The organism is Inquilinus sp. NPDC058860 (assembly GCF_042743185.1).
GTDB lineage: Bacteria > Pseudomonadota > Alphaproteobacteria > DSM-16000 > Inquilinaceae > Inquilinus.
In genome coordinates, this window is the sequence record NZ_JBHYMS010000053.1 from 1 (window position 1) to 15949 (window position 15949).

The window sequence follows — 15949 nt, forward strand, 5'->3', positions numbered from 1 at the left end:
ATGCCGACAGGGTGCGTCGAACGGCTTGCCCGATGCAAAGGCATCGCGCTGCGCCGCTCTCCTGCCCCGTCGGCATTTTCAACCGGCGCAGGGCATAGGGAGTGTGAGAAATGCGGGCTAGCCCTCCGCCAGCACCCCCCGCGCCACCGCCAGGTCGATGTTGCCGCCGGTCAGGATCAGGCCGACGCGCCTGCCCTGCATCCGCCCCCGCTCCTGCAGCAGCGCGGCCAGGGCCGCCGCGCCGGCGCCTTCGGCCAGGTTGTGGGTGTCGGTCCAATACGCACGCAAGGCCGCGGCGACCTCGTCGTCGGTGACCCGGACGATCCGCTCGGCGCCGGCCCGCACGACGGCGAAGGCCTCCGGGTCCGGCACCCGGCAGGCCATGCCGTCGGCGAAGGTGCGGGCGGTCTCCGTCGTCACCACCCGCCCGGCCTCGAACGACAGCGCCATCGCCGGCGCCTCGGTCGAGACCACGCCGACGATCCGGGTCCGCAGGCCCAGGAGGTCGCGGGTGCGGATCAGGCCGCTGATGCCCGACCCCATGCCGATCGGCACGTAGACGGTGTCGAGATCGGCCACCGCCCGGAACAGCTCCAGCGCATAGGTCGCGGCGCCGCGCGCGAGGTCGGGGTGGAAGGCCGGCGCCATCTCCAGCCCGCGCTCCCCCGACAGATGCCTTGCATGGGCATAGGCCTCGTCGAAGTCGCGGCCGTGCTCCACCAGCTCGGCCCCGAAGGCGCGCATCGCGGCGTTCTTCTCCACCGAATTGCCGTGCGGCACCACCACGGTCACGGCCAGGCCGGTGCCGCGGGCGGCGAAGGGCAGGCTCTGGCCGTGATTGCCGCGCGTCGCCGTGACGATGCCGCGGACGTCCGGCCGGCGCCGGCGCAGCGCATCGATGAAGACCAGGCCGTTGCGCGCCTTGTAGGCGCCGATCGGGGTGTGGTTCTCATGCTTGACCCAGACCTCGCAGCCGGCGCGCGCGGCCAAGAGCGGCCAGGCGAGTTGCGGGGTCGGCGGCATGGTCGCATGCACCAGCCGGGCGGCATCCTCGAGGGCGGTCAGGTCGAACATGGTCCGGTTCCGATCGGCGGCGCGTCGGCGTCAGCATCGGCGGCGCCGATTGTCCCGGTCAACCGGGACATTGTCTGGAGACAAGCGGGACGCCCTGGGCGGTCAGAACGGCAGCAGCGAGTCCCTCAGCGTGTCGCGCAGCGAGAACACCGTGCCCTCGTCCCGATAGGGAATCTGGCGGCCGGCGCTGAGGAACACGCCCTCGACCCGCCACTTCAGCTCGCCGCGGCGGCCGATCGTGGCCAGCTGGTCGACCAGGCCGAGGCCGGAGCCGCGCATCGGCACCGACACCTCGCGCTCGCCATGCGCCGGCAGCAGGAAGGCCCGGTCGGTCCGGCCGCTGCCGAACTCCCGCCCGTTCATCTCGATCGCCGCGGTCATGGCGTCGACCTGCAGGCCGGTGCCGGCCTGCTCCTCGACCCGCAGCAGCGCCTCCCAGCGCTGCTCGAACATGGTGGCGTCCAGCGGCCGCAGGTCGATGATGCGGACCCGGGGCGGGGGCGGCCCGGTGAAGGGCGCCGCGCAGGCGGCGAGGGCGCCTGCGGGCAGAAGGGCGAGGAGGGCGCGGCGGTCGATCGGTCGGCGTGTCGGTCGGCTCATGGTCCCCGAGGCTCGGTGGCGAATCTGTCAGCGACATGGCGTCTGCGGCGGTGCTCGGCTAGCCTCGCGCAACACCACGCCGCCCAGGGGGACCTTCGCATGGCACCGACCGACCGTCCGTCCTGCATCGTGCATTGGACCGAGATCGAGGGGCCGGACAACCATACCTATCGCGGCGACGACGAGCTGATGAGCATCGGCGCGCCGCTCGGCCGGCATTTCGGCCTGACCCGGATCGGCATCCACCACGAGCGGCTGCCGCCCGGGCGCCGCACCTCCTACCCGCATGCCGAAAGCCATGAGGAGGAGTTCGTCTATGTCCTCGAGGGCACGCCGGACGCCTGGCTCGACGGCGTGCTGCACCGCCTCGGGCCCGGCGACGCGGTCGGCTTCCCGGCCGGCACCGGCCAGTGCCACACCTTCATCAACAACACGGAATCCGAGGTCCGCCTGCTGGTCGTCGGCGAGACCCCGAAGCGGGAGAACCGCATCCGCTACCCGCGCAACCCGGAGCAGAAGCCGGTCCGGCCCGACTGGTGGCACGACGCGCCGCAGCGCCCGATGGGCGACCATGACGGGCTGCCCGACAAGGTCCGGGCGGCGCGGGCGGGAAAGGGGTAGCGGCGCCGGCCTGCCCGCTTGGTCAGCCTTCCATCGGCGGCTGCTCGCGCACCTCGATGCTGCCCATGGCCGTCATCGGCGATTTCGATGCGATGGCGACCGCCTCGTCCATGTCGCGGGCCTCGATCAGCATGAAGCCGCCGACATGCTCCTTGGTCTCGGCATAGGGCCCGTCGGTGATCGAGGTCCTGTCGCCGCGGCGCCGCACGATCCGACCGGTCTCCGGCTCGGCCAGCGGCCCGCAGGCGATCAGGTGGCCGCTGCGGCGGAGCGCATCGTCATAGGCCATGCAGCGGCGCGTCAGGCCGCGGCCTTCCTCGGGCGACAGCGGGCCGATCAGGGCGGGGTCGACATGGACGATCAGCAGATAGCGCATCCGAGGCCTCCGTTGGTTCCGTCCCTGGTCGTCCGGCCGGCTCCGAGATCGACACGGCAGGACTGGAAACCGAAGCAGGATATGCTCGGTTACAAGAATTCTCACTGCGGCAACGCTGGGACATACGCCAGCCCATTTTCCCGGCTATAAGAGCCCGCTCACCGCCCGGTCGGCACGGGCCCTTCATCCGGACCCGGAGCGGACCCATCGTCACCAGCACCACCATGTCCCCGGCGCGCGCCCGTCGCAAACGAGGGCGATTCGCCGCCGTCGCCGCTGTCCTGGCCCTGCTCGCCATCGGCGGCCTGGCGGCCTGGCACTGGCTGTCGCCGCCCGCCGCCGTGCCCCGGATGACGGCGGTGGCCGCCATCGGCGACGTCGAGGAAGCGGTCCTGGCCACCGGCACGCTGAAGCCGAAGCGGCTGGTCGCGGTCGGCGCCCAGGCGTCCGGCCGCATCATCTCGCTCAAGGTGACGCTGGGCCAGAAGGTGGCGAAGGGCGACCTGGTGGCCGAGATCGACAGCGTGACCCAGCAGAACGCGCTGCGCACGGCCCAGGCGTCGCTGGCCAATCTGCGGGCGCAGCGGACCGAGAAGGAGGCGACGCTGGCGCTGAACCGGCTGACCCTGGCCCGGCAGAAGGCGATGGCGGCGCAGCGAGCCTCGTCCCAGGCGGATCTCGAGGCCGCCGAGGCGAACGTCCAGGTCACCGAGGCCCAGATCGAGCAGCTCGACGCCCAGATCGTCGAGGGCGAGGTGGCGATCGAGACGGCGCAGGTCGATCTCGGATACACCCGCATCACCGCCCCATCGGACGGCACCGTGCTGGCGATCGTCAGCCAGGAGGGGCAGACGGTGAACGCCGTCCAGTCCACCCCGACCATCGTCGTCCTCGGCGACCTCGACACCATGACCGTGCGGGCCGAGATCTCGGAGGCCGATGTCGTCGCCGTGCGGCCCGGCCAGCCGGTCTACTTCACCATCCTGGGCGACCGCGACCAGCGCTACGACGCGGAGCTGACATCGATCGAGCCGGCGCCCGAATCGATCCGCAACGATTCCAGCTTCAGCACGACCTCCACCTCCTCCAGCACCAGTTCCAGCAGCAGCTCGTCGTCCAGCTCCTCGGCGATCTACTACATCGGCACCTTCGAGGTGCCGAATGCCGACGGCCATCTTCGCACCTACATGACGGCCGAGGTGCACATCGTGCTGGGCCAGGCCCGCGGCGTGGTGACCATCCCCTCCGCCGCCCTGGGCGCCCGCGCGGCCGACGGCAGCACCACCGTCCAGGTCGTCGGCGCCGACGGCACCACGCAGCCGCGCCAGGTCCGGATCGGGCTGAACGACAAGACCATCGCCGAGGTGCGGTCGGGGCTGAGCGCGGGCGAGCGGGTGGTGACTGGTGGGCTGGAGCCGGCCGCCGCCGGCTCCTCCGTCCCTCCCGGCCCGCCCGGGGGTTGATCGCGATGGCCGAACCGCTGATCGCGCTGCGTGGCCTGCGCCGCGAATTCCCGTCGGGCGAAGGCACGATCGCGGCGCTGCACGACATCGACCTGACCATCGAGGCGGGCGAGATGGTGGCGATCGTCGGCGCCTCCGGCTCCGGCAAATCCACGCTGATGAACATCCTCGGCTGCCTCGACCGGCCGACCTCCGGCAGCTACCGCATCCGCGGACGCGAGACCGCGGCGCTGGAGCCGGACGAGCTGGCGGCGCTGCGGCGCGAGCATTTCGGCTTCATCTTCCAGCGCTACCACCTGCTGGGCGAGCTGACGGCGCTGGGCAATGTCGAGATCCCGGCGGTCTATGCCGGCAGCCGGGCGGAGGAGCGCCACACCCGGGCCGCCGCCCTGCTGGGCCGGCTGGGCATGGCGGACCGCATCGGCCACCGGCCGGGCCAGCTGTCGGGCGGGCAGCAGCAGCGCGTGTCGATCGCCCGGGCGTTGATGAACGGCGCCGACGTGGTGCTGGCCGACGAGCCGACCGGCGCCCTGGACCGGCACAGCGGCGAGGAGGTGCTGCGCATCCTGGCCGAGCTGCAGGCCGAGGGGCGGACGGTCATCATCGTCACCCATGACATGGCGGTGGCCAGCCGGGCCCAGCGCATCATCGAGATCAGCGACGGCGCCATCGTCGCCGACCGCCGGACGCCGTCGGCCGGGGATGGCGGCGCCGCGTCCCGGCTGCGGCCGCAGGGCGCGCCGCTGCGCCCGTGGCTGGCCTTCCTGAACCGTCTGCGCGAAGCCTTCCGCATGGCGCTGCTGGCGATGAACGCGCACCGCCTGCGCACCGTGCTGACGATGCTGGGCATCATCATCGGCATCGCCTCGGTGGTGTGCATGGTGGCGCTGGGCCAGGGCACGCAGCAGCGGGTGCTGGCCGAGATCTCCAACCTGGGCACCAACACGCTGGAGGTCTTCGCCGGCAAGGATTTCGGCGACGTCCGGTCGGCCAAGGTGACGACGCTGGTGGTGGCCGATGCCGACCAGCTGGCCCGCCAGCCCTATGTCGCCGGCGTCACGCCGACGGTGTCGACCACCAGCACCGTGCGCTACGGCGCGCGCGAATCCAGCGCCCTGGTCAACGGGGTCGGCGCCCAGTACTTCACCGTGCGCGGCACCAAGCTGCTGCGCGGCCGGCTGTTCGACCCCGACGGCGCGCGGTCGCTGTCGCAGGACGTCGTGATCGACGAGGAGACGGCGAAGACGATGTTCCCGGACCCGGGCGAGGACCCGCTCGGCCGGATCCTGCTGGTCGGCAAGGTGCCGTGCCGGGTGATCGGCGTGGTCGAGACCCAGCAGGGCGGCTTCGGCGGCAGCCAGAACCTGTCGCTGTACCTGCCCTACACCACGGTGCAGGCCCGCTTCATGGGCAACACCTCGCTGCGCAGCATCACCGTCCGCGTCGCCGACGACGTCAGCACCGACCTGGCCGAGGCGGCGGTGACCCGGTTCCTGACCCAGCGGCACGGAGCCAAGGATTTCTTCATCCTCAACACCGACGACATCCGCCGGACCATCAGCAGCGCCACCCAGCTGCTGACGCTGCTGATCGCGGGCATCGCCGTGATCTCGCTGCTCGTCGGCGGCATCGGGGTGATGAACATCATGCTGGTGTCGGTGTCGGAGCGGGTGTCCGAGATCGGGGTGCGCATGGCGGTGGGCGCCCGGCAGGGGGACATCCTGCAGCAGTTCCTGATCGAGGCCGTGCTGGTGTGCCTGATCGGCGGCGTGCTGGGCATCGGCCTCGCCCTCGGCCTGGGCGCGGTGGTCGGGGCCGCGGTCCCGATGATCGGGCTGATCTACTCCACGGCCTCGATCGTCGCCGCCTTCCTGTGCTCCACCCTGATCGGGGTCGCCTTCGGCTACCTGCCGGCCCGCAACGCCTCGCGCCTCGACCCGGTGGTGGCGCTGTCGCGCGATTAGCGGCCGCGCGATTGGCGGCCGCTACTCCGGCAGCCCGGCCCGGCGCAGCGCGTCGAGGTAGCGGTCCATCACCTCGGCCGGCTTCCACGGCACGCCGGCGCGGGTGTTGGCGATGGTGGCGCCGGGCGCCACGGCCAGGAGGCCGGCCAGCGCCGCCTTCGCCTCGTCGGCCCGGCCCAGCGCCGACAGCGCCGCGGCCAGCAGCCGGTGGGCCACCGGGAAGGCCGGGTACAGGTGGAGCGCCCGGCGGGCCGCCTCGGCCGCAGCCTCGTCGTCGCCCTCGGCGAAGGCGGCGAGGCCGAGGAAGGCGTGACACCAGTGGTTGGCCGGATCGCGCGGGCTCAGCCGCAGCGCCGTGTGCAGCGCATGCCGTGCCTTCCCGCTTTGTCCCGACAGGGCGTAGTGGCCGCCGCCCAGCATGTGGGCGAAGGCCAGGTTGGGATTGATCGCCAGCGCCGTCTCCAGCCGCCGCTCGGCCTCGTCGAAGCGGCGCAGGAACAGGGCGACCATGCCCAGCACGGTCTGCGCCTCGGCGTCGCGCGGGTCCAGGTCCACCGCCTGGCGCGCCATCGCCTCGGCCGCGGCCAGCGACCGGCCCGGATCGGCGCTGCGGCCGAACAGCACGTCCCAGACGTCGCACATGGCGTGGACGGACCGGGCCCGGGCCAGGCCGGGGTCCAGCGCGATCGCCTGGGCGGCGAAGGTGCGGGCCTGGGCGCCGTCCGCCGCGGTCAGGCGCCAGGCGTGCCAGCCGGCGCGCATGACGCAGTCCCAGGCATCCATGCCGGCCGGGTCCAGCCGCCGGGCGCGGCGCATCTCGGCGCCGATCAGCTCGGGCGCCACCACGCCGACGATGCTGTCGGTGATCTCGTCCTGCACCGCGAACAGGTCGTCGATCCGGCGGTCGTAGCGCTCGGCCCAGAGATGGGCGCCGGTGGCGGCGTCGATCAGCTGGCCGGTGATCCGCATCCGGTCGCCGCCCTTGCGCACGCTGCCCTCCAGCACGTAACGGACGCCCAGCTCGGCCGCCACCTGCTTCACGTCGACCGGCCCGCCCTTGTAGGTGAAGGACGAGTTGCGGGCGATCACCAGGAAGCCGTGATGCCGTGACAGGCCGGTGATGATGTCCTCGGCGATGCCGTCGGCGAAGTATTCCTGGTCGCGGTCGGCGCTCATGTCCTGGAACGCCAGCACCGCGATCGACGGCCTGGCCGGTGCGCCGGCGGCGCCGGGCGCGATCTCGGCCCCGCCGGCGGGCTCCAGCCGCACCCGGTACACCCGCACCGGCCTCTGGATGTTCTTCAGATGCTGCTGGCCCAGGTCGTCGAAGGCCAGGTCCAGCTTGCCGAGCACCTGGTCGAACACGCTGGCGGTGATCGAGATGCCGCCGGGCTCGGCCATGCCTTCAAGGCGGGCGGCGATGTTGACGCCGTCGCCCAGGATGTCGTCGCCGTCGATGACGATGTCGCCCAGGTTGATCCCGGCGCGGTACTGGATGCGGCGTGGCTGCCCGGCCTCGGCCTCGCCGACCGCGCGCTGGATCCGCACGGCGGCGTCCAGCGCGCCGACGACGCTGCCGAACTCGACCAGCATGCCGTCGCCGGTGGTCTTGACGACGCGGCCGCCATGGCCGTGCAGCGCCGGCTCGATCAGCTCACGGCGATGGGCCTTGTGCCGGGCGATGGTGCCGGCCTCGTCGGCCTCGACATGCCGGGAATACCCCACCATGTCGATCGCCAGGATCGCGGCAAGCCTGCGGGTCACGCGGTCGGTGCTCAAGACGGGTCCCAGCCTGGTGCGCGCCGGCAGATTACCGCCCGGGCCCCTAATCCGCCACCCCGTCCCGGCCCTCGATGGTCATCAGGGTGGCGGTGAGCAGCGCGATCAGCCGCTCCTTCCCGTCCGCCTCGGCGAAGACCTCCGTCTGCGCCAGGGTCAGGGTGCGCCCGGCCTTGACGACGCGCCCGCGGGCCAGGATGCGCTCGCCGACCGCGGGCGCCAGCAGGTTGATCTTGAACTCGGTGGTCAGCACCCCGGCGCCGGGCGGCATCAGGCTGAGCGCGGCATAGCCCGCGGCGGTGTCGGCGATGGCCGAGACCGCGCCGGCATGGACGAAGCCGTGCTGCTGCGACACCGCCGGGCCCGGCGTCAGCGCGATCTCGACCGTGCCCGGCTCGGCCCGCAGGATCGCGGCGCCCAGCGTGCGCATCAGCCCCTGCCTGTCGAAACTGGCCTGCACGCGCTCCCGGAAGGCCGGGTCCTTCGGGGTCGGAGGGGTCACGTCGCTCAGTCCTTGTCGCTGACCCCGGCCTGGGCGAAGGTGGCCATGCCCTCGTGGCAGGCCAGGGCTCCGCGGACGAGGCCGATCGCCAAGGCAGCGCCGGAGCCCTCGCCGAGCCGCATGCCGAGGTCCAGCAGCGCCGTGCGCCCCAGCTTTTCCAGCAGCCGGCGATGCCCGGGCTCGGCCGAGACATGGGCGATCTGGCAGTGGTCCAGCGCGTGCCGGTCCACCGCCCACAGCACCGCGGCGGCGGCGGTGCAGGTGTAGCCGTCCAGCAGCACCGGGATCCGCGCCATCCGCGCCGCCAGCACCGCGCCGGCGATCGCCGCCAGCTCCAGACCGCCGAGATGGCGCAGCACCTCGAACGGGTCGGTCATGGCCTTGGCGTGGACGGCGACGCCCTTGGCCACCACCTCGGCCTTGTGCCGGACCCCGGCCGTGTCGACGCCGGTGCCGGGACCGACCCAGTCGGCCGCCTCGCCGCCGAACAGCGCCGTCGCCAGCGCGGCGCCGGCGGTGGTGTTGCCGATGCCCATCTCGCCCAGGCACAGGAGGTCGAGGCCCGGCTCCACCGCCATCATGCCGTAGGCCATGGCGCGCACGCATTCGGCCTCGGTCATCGCCGGGGCGATGGTGAAGTCGGCGGTCGGGTGCTCGAGGTCCAGCTCGTAGACGCGCAGGTCGCTGTCGGCGGCTTGGGCCAGCTGGTTCACCGCGGCGCCGCCGGCGACGAAGTTCTTCACCATCTGCGCCGTCACCGAAACCGGGTAGGCGGAGACGCCCTGGGCCACGGCGACGCCGTGATTGCCGGCGAACACCGCGACGCGGGGCCGGCGCAGCTGCGGCGGGTGCCTGCCCTGCCACACCGCCATCCACTCCGCCAGATCCTCCAGCCGGCCCAGCGATCCGGGCGGCTTGGTCAGCTGGCGGTCGCGCTCGCGCACCGCCGTGCCGGCCTCCAGGTCCGGCCCCGGCAGGTGGCGCAGCAGGGCGCGGATCTCGTCGAGGGTGTCGGGCAGGGGCGTCTGGGTCTGGGGCATGGCAGGGGGGCGGGGCGTCCGGTTGCGGAAGCGCGGACCCTGCCACCAAAGCGGTGCGGCGTCAAAACCCGGGCCGGGCGCCCTCACTCCGCCGCCTTGCGTGTCTCCAGCCGCCGGACGAAGCCGGCGACCACGTCGCGCAGGCCGGCATCATCCAGCAGGTCCAGCGCCTCCTCGGGGCTGCACCACCGGGTCTCGCGCTCGTGCCGCTCGGGCCAGGTCCTGTGCTGCCGCTCGACCTTCAGCGGGAAGACGCCGACCTCGCAGGGCACGCTCACCCCCTCCTCCAGCCACTTGTCGTAGATGAAGCTGCCGATCGACTTCGACCCCACGGCGCCGCGCACCCCGGCCTCCTCATAGGCCTCGCGCGCCGCCGATTTCGACGGCTTCAGCCCCTTGATCGGCCAGCCCTTCGGAATGATCCAGCGCCGCGTCTGGCGCGAGGTGACGAGCAGGATCTCGACCGCGCCGTCCGGTCCCACCCGATAGGGCAGGGCACCGTGCTGCACCCGGACGGCCTTGGTCTTGCCCGGCATCCCTGTCCTCCGTCATCGCGCCCGGCCTTGATCGGCCCGGGCAAATCAGGAACCATCGCACTGTTCCCGCCGTTCCGATCACCCGGCCCGTCCGACACAAAGCCTATGTGAAGACAAGAGCGGAGGCGATTGCCTTTCGAGGCCCGAGGATGAGCTTTCCCGTCACCCTGATCGACCTGGCCGGTTCCATCGCCCTGCTGCTGTGGGGCACGCATATGGTGCAGACCGGCATCCAACGCACCTTCGGGCCGAAGCTGCGCTCGATCCTCGGCAACGCGCTGAAGAACCGGTTCCGCGCCTTCCTCGCCGGCATCGGCGTCACCGCGGTGCTGCAGAGCAGCACGGCCACCGGCCTGATGGTGGCGGGCTTCGCCGCCGGCGGGCTGGTCGATCTGGTGCCGGCCCTGGCGGTGATGCTCGGCGCCAATGTCGGCACCACGCTGATCGTGCAGGTGCTGTCCTTCGACGTGGCGGCCGCCGCGCCGGCGCTGATCCTGATCGGCTTCCTCCTGTTCCGGCGCGACACCAGCACCCCGACGCATGATCTCGGCCGGGTGTTCATCGGGCTCGGCCTGATGCTGATGGCGCTGCACCAGCTGCTGCAGCTGATGACGCCCTATGAGGATGCGCCCAGCCTGCGCCTGCTGCTCGGCGCGATCTCGACCGAGCCGGTCCTCGACGTGCTGCTGGCCGCGGCCTTCACCTGGGCGGTGCATTCCAGCGTCGCCGTGGTGCTGCTGATCATGTCGCTGGCCGCCAACGGCGTGGTGCCGCCGGAGGCCGCCTTCGCGCTGGTTCTGGGCGCCAATCTCGGCACCGCGATCAACCCGGTGATCGAAGGCGTGTCCAGCGACGATCCCGCCGCCAAGCGGCTGCCGATCGGCAACCTCGCCAACCGGCTGCTCGGCGTCGTCGTGGCACTGGTCCTGCTGCGGTGGATCGGGCCGGTGATGGTGACGATCGACCCCGACGAATCCCGCGCCGTGGCCGATTTCCACACCCTGTTCAACCTGGCGCTGGCGGTCGTCTTCTTTCCGCTGCTCACCCCCTATGCCGCGCTGCTGCAGCGCCTGCTGCCGCGCCGCGTCGACCCGGCCGATCCGTCGCGGCCGCTCTATCTCGACGCCGCGGCGCGGGAAACGCCGATCGTCGCCCTCGGCGGCGCCGCGCGCGAGGCGATGCGCCTGGCCGACGTGCTGGAGACGATGCTGCACGGCGCCCGAGACGCGCTGCACAAGGGCGACCGCAAGCTGATCGCCGAGACGCGGCGGATGGACGACGTGCTCGACCACCTCAACACCGCGATCAAGACCTACCTGACCTCGCTCGACCCCGAATCGCTCAGCGACTCCGACCACCGCCGGCTGGGCGAGATCCTGAACTTCGCCATGAACATGGAGCAGGCGGGCGACGTGATCGACCGCAACCTGCTGCCGCATGCGGCCAAGCGGCTGAAGCGCGGCCTGGCGTTCTCGAAGGAAGGGGAGGCCGAGCTGCTGGCGATGATGGACCGGCTGGTCACCAACCTGCGCACCGCCGCCTCGCTGTTCATGACCGACGACCGCCGCGCCGCGCGCCTGCTGGTCGACGAGAAGGTGGCGTTCCGCGACCTCGAGGCGGCGGCCACCCAGTCGCATTTCGAGCGGCTGCGCGCCGGCCGCCGCGACACGGCCGAGACCAGCGCCCTGCATCTCGACCTCTTGCGCGACATGAAGCGGGTCAACGGCCACATCGTGGCGGCCGCGGCCTACCCGGTGCTGGAGCGCTCGGGCGAGCTGCTGCCCAGCCGGGTCGCCGACGGCGAGGGCGCCTGAGATGGCCGGAACGCTGCGCATCGCCGTTGCCCAGAGCCGGATCGACCGGGACGTGCGCGCCAATGGCCGGGAGATCCGCGGCCTGATGCGGCAAGCCGCGGCGGGCGGGGCCCGGCTGGTCCAGTTCCCGGAAGGCGCCGCCTCCGGCTACGCCAAGTCCGAGGTGACGGCCTGGGACGGGATCGACTGGCCGGCGCTGCGCGAGGAGCTGGAGGAGACGGCGGCCCTCGCCGGCAGCCTCGGCCTCTGGGTGGCGCTCGGCAGCGCCCATCCGCTGACCCCGCCGCACCGGCCGCACAACAGCCTCTACGTCATCTCCGACACCGGGGCGCTGGCCGGGCGCTACGACAAGCGGCGCTGCTCGCACACCGAGATCACCGGCTGGTTCTCGCCCGGCGCCGCGCCGCTGACCTTCGCGGTGGACGGCTTCACCTTCGGCTGCGCCCTGTGCATCGAGAACGTCTTTCCCGAGGTCTTCGTGGAATATGAGGCGCTGGGCGTCGACGCCGTTCTGGTCTCGGCCTATTCCCGCGACCCCGTCTTCGGCGCCCTGGCGCGTGGCCATGCGGCGGCGACCTGCCTCTGGATCGCCCTCGCCAACCCGGCGCGCTGCAGCCGGGAGCTGTCCGCCGCGCTGGTCGGACCGAACGGCCATGTGCTGGCCGAAGCCGGCCGGGACGGTGAATCCGGCCTCGTGTTCGGCACGCTCGACCGCGCCGACCCGGCCTTCGCCGTCGCGCTGGAGAAGGCGCGGCCCTGGCGGCGGACGGCGCGGCTGGGCGGGATCTACGAGTCGCGCCGGGTCGAGGATCCGCGCAGCCGCGACAGGCTGGGGTTCTGACCGGCCGGGGCGGCGACGATCCGACAGAACATCTCCATCTCCGCGGCCACCGCCTCCGGCAGCGACCGTCCGCGCTCGAAGCCCCACCACAGCACGGCGCCCTGCCACTGCGCCGCCATCAGCCGGCCGAGATCCGGCCGCGGGCCGGCGGCATCGGCCAGGCGCCGGCCCAGCGCCGCGGCCAGCGTTCGCCCCCAGTCAGCACCGCGGCGCCGCAGCGCCGGGTCGCGCAGGTCCTCGCGCAGCACCAGCAGGCCCTCGGCGTAGTCGTCCTCGGCGCCGTAGTCGCCGGACAGCGCCACCAGCAGCTCGACCGCCCCGGCCGGGTCCGGCGGGGCCGCGGCGTCGGCCGCTTCGGTGCGGGCGTCCAGCAGGTCCCAGGCGCGCAGCAGCGCCGCCTGGACCAGCGCCGCCTTGCTGCCGAAGCGCTGCACCAGCGTCGCCCCCGACAGCCCGGTCTCGGCCGCCACCGCGGCGAAGGTGATGCCGTCCGGCCCGGCCCGGCGCATCACCGCCAGGGCGCCGTCGAGCAGGGTTTCATCGGGGATGGTGCGCGGGCGGGGCATGGCCTGGGAAGATAAGTGAATGGTTGCTTATATGTAAAACGCGGCCCCGCTCAACCAAAGGATCGGGCGAAGAGCCGGGCGTGGGGCGGTGCTCAGTCGTCGAGCAGGCCGAGGGCGAGCGCGGTGGCGACGGCGCCGGTGCGGCTGGTTGCCTGGAGCTTGCGGATCACGGATTTGATGTGACCCTCGACGGTGTAGATCGACAAGCCGAGGCGGCGCGCCGCCTCCTTGTTGGAGGCGCCGCGGGCGACCAGCAGCAGACAGTCCCGCTCGCGCCGGGTCAGGGCCGGAGGTGCCGGCGGCAGGGCGCCGGCGGCCCGCTGCGCCGCGGCCAGGCGGCGTTCGATGACGAGGGCGGATTCGAGATGGGGCGCGAGACAGCGCAGGATCGAGATCTGCCCTTCGCTCCAGCCGAAGCCGCGCGGCGGCCGCCAGAGGGTCAGGAGGGCGGCGGATCGGTGCTGGTCGAAGCCCAGCCGGTACAGGCCGCTGAGCAGGCCCCACGGCCTCAACACCTCATGGTAGAACCCGGCGCCCGCGCCGGGCGTCCCCGGCACCGGCTCGCCGCCGATGAAGACCGATCCGATCGGCAGATGAAGCAGCGGAGGTCGGGAGCGGTCGGCCGGAGGCGCCGGCAGGGGATGGAGCACGGCCTCGGATGGCCTGCGCGGCGGGCGGAAGCGGTGGAATGCGGTTCTTCGGCCGCCGAGGAACTCGGACAGGCGATCGAACACCGTCTCCCAAGCTTCGTTCCCGATGGCGGCCCCATAAATCCGGCCGATCAGATCAAGAAGAATCGCTTCAACCAAAACGAAGGTCCAAAGGATGCGGTGATCGTCCGCCGGCGGAGAGCCGGCGGACGATCCTGACATTATTGTCGCTGTTTGTGGTCTTTCGGCGGCTGCAGTCTGATTTTGCCGCCGACATACTATATTGTGACTCATCCTGGACGAGGATGGGAAAGTCTTGAACGCGATTTCCCATCCTCACGGGAATCCAGGATGTCGCCCGTTACAGCACGAAGTCGGCCGCCACCAGGGCGATGTGGCCGGAGAGCACGATGCGGACATCGGCGATGCCATCGCCATTGACGTGGCCGGTGATCACCGTGTCGGTGCCGCTGAAGGCATAGGTCAGCGCGCCGGCGCCCGCGCCGCCGAAGGTGAATGCCTGGTTGCCGGCCACGCCGGTGTTGGCATCGATGGCCGAGAGGTCGATCCGGTCGGCCTGGGCGTGGCTGAAGTCGATGATCCGGTCCGGCGTTGCGACCGGGCTCTGCGTGATGCCGCTGTAGATGAAGCGGTCGGCCCCGGCGCCGCCCACGAGCGTGTCCTGCCCGGCGCCCCCGATGAGGGTGTCGTTGCCATTGCCACCGCTCAGGTAGTCGTTGCCGTCGCCGCCGGAGAGATAGTCCTGGCCGTCCTGGCCGTAGAGACCGTCGCTGCCCGCATAGCCATACAGCGAATTGTTGGCGGCCGAGCCGATCAGGGTGTCGCCATAGGTGCTGCCCTGGAGATTCTCGACGTCGTACAGCCGGTCGCCGGCGGCATCGCCGTAGTAGCCGTAGCCGGTGGCCAGGTTGACGTAGACCCCGGCGCTGCTGGCGTAATAGTCGGCGGTGTCGTTGTCGGTGCCGCCATAGAGCGCATCCGCCCCGCCCCCACCCACAAGGTAGTCGTTTCCGGCGCCGCCCGAGAGCGTGTCATCGCCGGTATTGCCGTAGAGACGGTCCGCGCCGCCGTAGCCGTAAAGCGAATTGCCGGCGGCCGAGCCGATCAGCGTGTCGCCGTAGCCGGCGCTGCCGTAGACGGTCTCGATGTCGTACAGCCGGTCGCCGGTGGCGTCGCCGTAATAGCCGTAGCCGGTGCTGAGATCGACCCAGACCCCGGCGCTGCTGCCATAGTAGTCGGCCGCATCGACGCCGCTGCCGCCATAGAGCGTGTCCGCCCCGGCGCCGCCGGAGAGATAGTCGTTGCCGCCATAGCCGGAGAGCACGTTGGCGACGGCCGACCCGATCAGGGTGTCGCCGTAGCTGGCGCTGCCGTAGACGGTCTCGATGTCGTACAGCCGGTCGCCGGCGGCATCGCCGTAGTAGCCGTAGCCGGTGGCCAGACTGACGTAAACCCCGGCGGTGCTGCCGTAGTAGTCGGCCGCATCGACGCCGCTGCCGCCATAGAGCGTGTCCGCCCCGGCGCCGCCGGAGAGATAGTCGTTGCCGCCATAGCCGGAGAGCACATTGGCGACGGCCGACCCGATCAGGGTGTCGCCGTAGCTGCCGGTGCCCTGGACGTTCTCGATGCCGAACAGCCGGTCGCCCGCGGCCTCGCCGTAATAGCCGTAGCCGGTGGCCAGGTTGACGTAGACCCCGGCGGCGCCGTTGTAGTCCGCGGTGTCGATGCCGGCGCCGCCATCCAGCCAGTCGGCGCCGTTGCCGCCCTGGAGGAAGTCGTTGTCGCCCATCCCGTACAGCGTGTCGTTGCCGTCATTGCCGTAGAGATAGTCGTTGCCGCCGTAGCCGGAGAGCACATTGGCGACGGCCGACCCGATCAGGGTGTCGCCGTAGCTGCCGGTGCCCTGGACATTCTCGATGCCGAACAGCCGGTCGCCCGCGGCCTCGCCGTAATAGCCGTAGCCGGTGGCCAGATTGACGTAGACCCCGGCGGCGCCGTTGTAGTCCACGGTGTCGATGCCGGCGCCGCCATCCAGCCAGTCGGCGCCGTTGCCGCCCTGGAGGAAGTCGTTGTCGCCCATCCCGTACAGCGTGTCGTTGCCG

At 71.8% G+C, this 15949-nt stretch carries 15 protein-coding genes and 1 pseudogene; 6 read left to right on the forward strand and 10 right to left on the reverse strand.

Features of this window, described 5'->3' with window-relative positions; translation table 11 throughout:
* Positions 1-117 precede the first annotated feature (117 nt).
* Complete coding sequence (locus ACFW16_RS27985; protein ID WP_380311320.1) at positions 118-1074, reverse strand: threonine dehydratase; 957 nt, start codon at positions 1072-1074, stop codon at positions 118-120.
* Positions 1075-1176: 102 nt separating this feature from the next.
* Positions 1177-1674: an LEA type 2 family protein gene (locus ACFW16_RS27990; protein WP_380311322.1), complete on the reverse strand. Its 498-nt coding sequence runs from the start codon at positions 1672-1674 to the stop codon at positions 1177-1179.
* A gap of 99 nt (positions 1675-1773) precedes the next feature.
* Between ACFW16_RS27990 and ACFW16_RS27995 the strand changes: the two genes are divergently transcribed.
* Entirely contained in the window at positions 1774-2295 is a 522-nt protein-coding gene (locus ACFW16_RS27995; protein ID WP_380311324.1) for a cupin domain-containing protein, read from the forward strand.
* A 22-nt stretch (positions 2296-2317) separates the two neighbouring features.
* Here ACFW16_RS27995 and ACFW16_RS28000 read toward each other — a convergent pair whose 3' ends face one another.
* Entirely contained in the window at positions 2318-2671 is a 354-nt protein-coding gene (locus ACFW16_RS28000) for a YciI family protein (RefSeq protein WP_380311326.1), read from the reverse strand.
* Between the two features lie 224 nt (positions 2672-2895).
* Here ACFW16_RS28000 and ACFW16_RS28005 point away from each other — a divergent pair, with 224 nt between their 5' ends.
* Positions 2896-4134: an efflux RND transporter periplasmic adaptor subunit gene (locus ACFW16_RS28005; protein WP_380311328.1), complete on the forward strand. Its 1239-nt coding sequence runs from the start codon at positions 2896-2898 to the stop codon at positions 4132-4134.
* A gap of 5 nt (positions 4135-4139) precedes the next feature.
* Positions 4140-6098 (forward strand): MacB family efflux pump subunit, encoded by a 1959-nt coding sequence (locus ACFW16_RS28010; protein ID WP_380311330.1) that lies wholly within the window; start codon positions 4140-4142, stop codon positions 6096-6098.
* A gap of 21 nt (positions 6099-6119) precedes the next feature.
* Here ACFW16_RS28010 and ACFW16_RS28015 read toward each other — a convergent pair whose 3' ends face one another.
* The 4 genes from ACFW16_RS28015 to ACFW16_RS28030 all read right to left on the reverse strand — a co-directional run bounded on the left by ACFW16_RS28015 (position 6120) and on the right by ACFW16_RS28030 (position 9955).
* Entirely contained in the window at positions 6120-7877 is a 1758-nt protein-coding gene (locus tag ACFW16_RS28015; protein ID WP_380311332.1) for a tetratricopeptide repeat protein, read from the reverse strand.
* 46 nt (positions 7878-7923) lie between these two features.
* The gene (locus tag ACFW16_RS28020; protein ID WP_380311334.1) at positions 7924-8379 is read right to left on the reverse strand and encodes a PaaI family thioesterase; all 456 of its coding nucleotides are present in this window, start codon (positions 8377-8379) and stop codon (positions 7924-7926) included.
* A gap of 5 nt (positions 8380-8384) precedes the next feature.
* Positions 8385-9419 (reverse strand): nicotinate-nucleotide--dimethylbenzimidazole phosphoribosyltransferase, encoded by a 1035-nt coding sequence (gene cobT / locus ACFW16_RS28025; protein ID WP_380311336.1) that lies wholly within the window; start codon positions 9417-9419, stop codon positions 8385-8387.
* An 83-nt stretch (positions 9420-9502) separates the two neighbouring features.
* The gene (locus ACFW16_RS28030) at positions 9503-9955 is read right to left on the reverse strand and encodes an NUDIX hydrolase (RefSeq protein ID WP_380311338.1); all 453 of its coding nucleotides are present in this window, start codon (positions 9953-9955) and stop codon (positions 9503-9505) included.
* Between the two features lie 149 nt (positions 9956-10104).
* Between ACFW16_RS28030 and ACFW16_RS28035 the strand changes: the two genes are divergently transcribed.
* Both ACFW16_RS28035 and ACFW16_RS28040 read left to right on the forward strand, forming a co-directional pair.
* On the forward strand, positions 10105-11769 hold the full coding sequence (locus ACFW16_RS28035) for a Na/Pi cotransporter family protein (RefSeq protein ID WP_380311340.1): 1665 nt from the start codon (positions 10105-10107) through the stop codon (positions 11767-11769).
* 1 nt (position 11770) lies between these two features.
* Positions 11771-12610 (forward strand): carbon-nitrogen hydrolase family protein, encoded by an 840-nt coding sequence (locus ACFW16_RS28040; protein ID WP_380311342.1) that lies wholly within the window; start codon positions 11771-11773, stop codon positions 12608-12610.
* Here the strand turns inward: ACFW16_RS28040 and ACFW16_RS28045 are convergent.
* Both ACFW16_RS28045 and ACFW16_RS28050 read right to left on the reverse strand, forming a co-directional pair.
* Positions 12556-13176 (reverse strand): TetR/AcrR family transcriptional regulator, encoded by a 621-nt coding sequence (locus tag ACFW16_RS28045; RefSeq protein WP_380311344.1) that lies wholly within the window; start codon positions 13174-13176, stop codon positions 12556-12558. The genes ACFW16_RS28040 and ACFW16_RS28045 overlap by 55 nt on opposite strands.
* 92 nt (positions 13177-13268) lie before the next feature.
* Positions 13269-13826: a response regulator transcription factor gene (locus ACFW16_RS28050; RefSeq protein ID WP_380311346.1), complete on the reverse strand. Its 558-nt coding sequence runs from the start codon at positions 13824-13826 to the stop codon at positions 13269-13271.
* On the opposite strand from ACFW16_RS28050, the gene ACFW16_RS28055 reads away from it, so the two are divergent.
* Complete coding sequence (locus tag ACFW16_RS28055) at positions 13818-14045, forward strand: hypothetical protein (RefSeq protein ID WP_380311348.1); 228 nt, start codon at positions 13818-13820, stop codon at positions 14043-14045. The two genes, ACFW16_RS28050 and ACFW16_RS28055, sit on opposite strands and share 9 nt — an antisense overlap.
* Before the next feature lie 142 nt (positions 14046-14187).
* On the opposite strand, the pseudogene ACFW16_RS28060 reads toward ACFW16_RS28055, so the two are convergent.
* Positions 14188-15949 (reverse strand): annotated as a pseudogene (locus tag ACFW16_RS28060) (hypothetical protein); the annotation flags it as partial.

Bases quoted from the DNA above. Each gene is read 5' to 3' on its own strand.
- ACFW16_RS27990 (WP_380311322.1), bottom strand. From the start codon at position 1,674: ATGAGCCGACCGACACGCCGACCGATCGACCGCCGCGCCCTCCTCGCC.
- ACFW16_RS27985 (WP_380311320.1), bottom strand. From the start codon at position 1,074: ATGTTCGACCTGACCGCCCTCGAGGATGCCGCCCGGCTGGTGCATGCG.
- ACFW16_RS28045 (WP_380311344.1), bottom strand. From the start codon at position 13,176: ATGCCCCGCCCGCGCACCATCCCCGATGAAACCCTGCTCGACGGCGCC.
- ACFW16_RS28035 (WP_380311340.1), top strand. From the start codon at position 10,105: ATGAGCTTTCCCGTCACCCTGATCGACCTGGCCGGTTCCATCGCCCTG.
- ACFW16_RS28055 (WP_380311348.1), top strand. From the start codon at position 13,818: ATGGAGCACGGCCTCGGATGGCCTGCGCGGCGGGCGGAAGCGGTGGAA.
- ACFW16_RS28030 (WP_380311338.1), bottom strand. From the start codon at position 9,955: ATGCCGGGCAAGACCAAGGCCGTCCGGGTGCAGCACGGTGCCCTGCCC.
- ACFW16_RS28005 (WP_380311328.1), top strand. From the start codon at position 2,896: ATGTCCCCGGCGCGCGCCCGTCGCAAACGAGGGCGATTCGCCGCCGTC.
- ACFW16_RS28010 (WP_380311330.1), top strand. From the start codon at position 4,140: ATGGCCGAACCGCTGATCGCGCTGCGTGGCCTGCGCCGCGAATTCCCG.
- ACFW16_RS27995 (WP_380311324.1), top strand. From the start codon at position 1,774: ATGGCACCGACCGACCGTCCGTCCTGCATCGTGCATTGGACCGAGATC.
- ACFW16_RS28040 (WP_380311342.1), top strand. From the start codon at position 11,771: ATGGCCGGAACGCTGCGCATCGCCGTTGCCCAGAGCCGGATCGACCGG.
- cobT (WP_380311336.1), bottom strand. From the start codon at position 9,419: ATGCCCCAGACCCAGACGCCCCTGCCCGACACCCTCGACGAGATCCGC.
- ACFW16_RS28000 (WP_380311326.1), bottom strand. From the start codon at position 2,671: ATGCGCTATCTGCTGATCGTCCATGTCGACCCCGCCCTGATCGGCCCG.